The organism is Burkholderia sp. Ac-20384 (genome assembly GCF_017104605.1).
GTDB classification, from domain to species: Bacteria; Pseudomonadota; Gammaproteobacteria; order Burkholderiales; family Burkholderiaceae; genus Burkholderia; species Burkholderia lata.
This window is the reverse complement of sequence record NZ_JAAGPE010000555.1, coordinates 1-2690: the sequence shown is the minus strand read 5'-3', so window position 1 is coordinate 2690 and position 2690 is coordinate 1. Positions and strand designations below refer to the sequence as shown.

At 70.8% G+C, this 2690-nt stretch carries 3 protein-coding genes and 1 pseudogene; 2 read left to right on the top strand and 2 right to left on the bottom strand.

Annotated features, from left to right (window positions below):
* Positions 1-360 (top strand): annotated as a pseudogene (locus G3O00_RS41580) (MFS transporter); the annotation flags it as partial.
* 85 nt (positions 361-445) lie between these two features.
* On the opposite strand, the gene G3O00_RS41575 reads toward G3O00_RS41580, so the two are convergent.
* Together G3O00_RS41575 and G3O00_RS41570 are read right to left on the bottom strand one after the other, a co-directional pair.
* On the bottom strand, positions 446-1087 hold the full coding sequence (locus G3O00_RS41575) for a LysE family translocator (protein WP_206146480.1): 642 nt from the start codon (positions 1085-1087) through the stop codon (positions 446-448).
* A 76-nt stretch (positions 1088-1163) separates the two neighbouring features.
* Complete coding sequence (locus G3O00_RS41570) at positions 1164-2108, bottom strand: NAD(P)-dependent oxidoreductase (protein ID WP_277399387.1); 945 nt, start codon at positions 2106-2108, stop codon at positions 1164-1166.
* Between the two features lie 21 nt (positions 2109-2129).
* On the opposite strand from G3O00_RS41570, the gene G3O00_RS41565 reads away from it, so the two are divergent.
* The coding region (locus tag G3O00_RS41565; protein ID WP_206146479.1) for a Mut7-C RNAse domain-containing protein at positions 2130-2690 on the top strand (561 nt) is incomplete at its 3' end.

The window sequence follows — 2690 nt, the reverse complement described above, 5'->3', positions numbered from 1 at the left end:
GGGATCGCGGGCGCCGACTGGTTCGGCTTCGACGCCCACATGCATCGCGGCCTCGCGCTCGCGCTGCTGGCCGGCGGCGCGGCGCTGCTCGATGCGGGTGTCATCGTCGACCAGACGATCGGCCGCCGCGAGATCAACCTGCTGAACCCGGCCGCGCGCGGCCGCCTGAACGGGCTGTTCGTCGGGCTGTTCTTCATCGGCGGCGCGCTCGGCGCGCTGCTCGCCGGCAGCGCGTGGGCCTGGGGCGGGTGGAGCGCGGTATGCGGTGTGGGGTTTGCGTTCGCCGGCGCGGCCACCGTCTTCGGGCTCACGGCCGGACGCGGGGCCGGCGCTGCCGCGTTGACGCGCCCGCGTGCCTAGGCCGGCGTGACGCAGGCCCGAAAAACCGAACGCCCCGCCCTCTTGCGAGGGACGGGGCGTTCGGCGCACCGGTATCAGTGCGAAATCAGTGACGGACCAGCGCCATCATCGCGCCGAAGCCGACGAACAGCCCGCCCGTCAGCCGGTTGAAGATCTTCGCCACGCTCTGGCTCTTCAACGTCGCGCCGATGCGCGTGCCGAACGACGCGTAGACGAAATACCAGCTCACCTCGATCACCGCGAACGTGACGACGAGCATGCCGAACTGCGGTAGCGTCGGCTCTGCCGCGTTGATGAACTGCGGCAACAGCGCGGCCGCGAACAGGATCGCCTTCGGGTTGCTGCCCGCGACCAGGAAACCGTTGCGGAACAGCGTCCCGCGCGATGCCGGTGCGACCTGGCGCGACACGGCGTCGACGTCGGCGGCCGGCTGCTCGTCGTCGACGCGAGCACGCCACGCCTTCACACCGAGGTAGATCAGGTAGGCCGCACCCGCGAAGCGCAACGTGTTGAACATCGCCGGCCAGGCTTCGAGCACCGCACCGAGGCCCGCCGCCGACACCGACAGCATCAGCACCAGCGCGGTGAGGCAACCGGCCATCGTCCACGTCGAACGCCGCAGCCCGTGCCGCGCGCCGTGCGTCATCACCAGCAGCATGTTCGGGCCCGGAATCGCCGACACGACGAACACCGTCGCCACGAAAAGCCACCACGTATGCAAGTTCATGCCCGCCTCTGCGTCGATGTAAGGGAAAACGAAACGTCGATTATGCCGGTGCGCCGGACTTCTGTCGCGCGGCGGATCAGCGGCCCGCGCGGCGCAGCGCGACTTCGCCGAGTACCGCGAAATCCTGCTCGCCGCCGCCGTGCGCGAGCGCGTCGAGCAGGTTGTCGCGCACGACGCTCGCGACCGGCAGCGGCACCGACACGGCGTCACCGGCTTCCAGCGCCAGGCGAACGTCCTTCAGCCCGAGGCGCGCCTTGAAGCGCGCGGGCTCGTAGTGCCGCTCGGCGATCATCGAGCCGTAGCCTTCGTAGACGGGGCCCGGAAACACGCTGCCGGTAATCACGTCGAGGAAATCGCGCATCGCGACGCCGTGCGCGCCGAGCAATGCAGAGGCCTCGCCGAGCGTCTCGATCGCCGACGCGAGCGTGAAGTTCGCGGCGATCTTCGCGACGTTCGCATGCTGCGGCAGCGACCCGAACCGCCAGGTCTTCTGGCCGATCGCGTCGAACAGCGGCTGCACGCGGTCGATCGCCTCGGCCGGGCCGCCCGCCATGATCGTCAGGCGTGCGGCGGCGGCGACATCGGGCCGGCCCATCACCGGCGCGGCGACGTAATGGATGCCGCGCGACGCATGCGCGTGCGCGAGCGATTCGGCCAGCGCGACCGACACCGTCGCCATGTTCACGTGGATCAGGCCGCGCGGCGCCTGGGCGAGCAGCGCATCGTCGAAGATCGCGCGCGCCGCGGCGTCGTCGGCGAGCATCGAGAACACCGCGTCACCGCGAAACGCGTCGGCCGGCGTGTCGACGATCTGCGCGCCAATGGCCGCGAGCGGCTCGGCGCGCTCGCGCGACCGGTTCCAGACCCGCACCGTGTGCCCGGCCTTCAGCAGGTTCGTTGCGATTGCCTGCCCCATTTCACCCAGCCCGATAAATCCGAGATCCATTTCCCGCTCCTTCGCTCCGTGAAGCGGGGAGTTAACCACAGATGCGTGGCGTCTGCAGGGCACGCGGCCGGCCATGCGCGGTGCCATACTGCCCGCATGGCGACCGCGACCTTCCGCTTCCACGACGAACTGAACGCCTTTCTCCCGCGCGCCCAGCGCGACCGCGCGTTCGGGCATGCGTGTGCGCGTGACGCGACGCTGAAGCACGCGATCGAGGCGCTCGGCGTCCCGCATACCGAAATCGGCCGGCTGTGCGTGAACGACGCGCCGGCCACGCTCGACCGGCCGCTCGACGACGGCGACCGGGTCGAAGCCTTTCCGGAACGCGCGCAGCCGGCGGCGAACGGGGCCACCGTGCCGCCACCGGCGCATTGGCGCTTCGCTGCCGACGCGCATCTCGGCGGCCTCGCGCAGCTGCTACGCCTCGCGGGCTTCGACACCTGCTACGACAACCACTACCGCGACGACGAACTCGCGGCGCTCGCCGCGCGAGAGGGCCGGATCGTCCTGACCCGCGACCGCGAGCTGCTCAAGCGGCGCGCGGTCGAGCGCGGCTGCTACCTGCACGCGCTGCAGCCGACCGACCAGCTGCGCGAACTGTTCGAGCGGCTCGATCTCGCGCCGCACATGCGGCCGTTCCGGCTGTGCCTGCGCTGG

Excerpts from the sequence above, each read along its gene's own strand:
- G3O00_RS41570 (WP_277399387.1), bottom strand. The coding sequence starts at position 2,108 with ATGGCCGGCCGCGTGCCCTGCAGACGCCACGCATCTGTGGTTAACTCC.
- G3O00_RS41575 (WP_206146480.1), bottom strand. The coding sequence starts at position 1,087 with ATGAACTTGCATACGTGGTGGCTTTTCGTGGCGACGGTGTTCGTCGTG.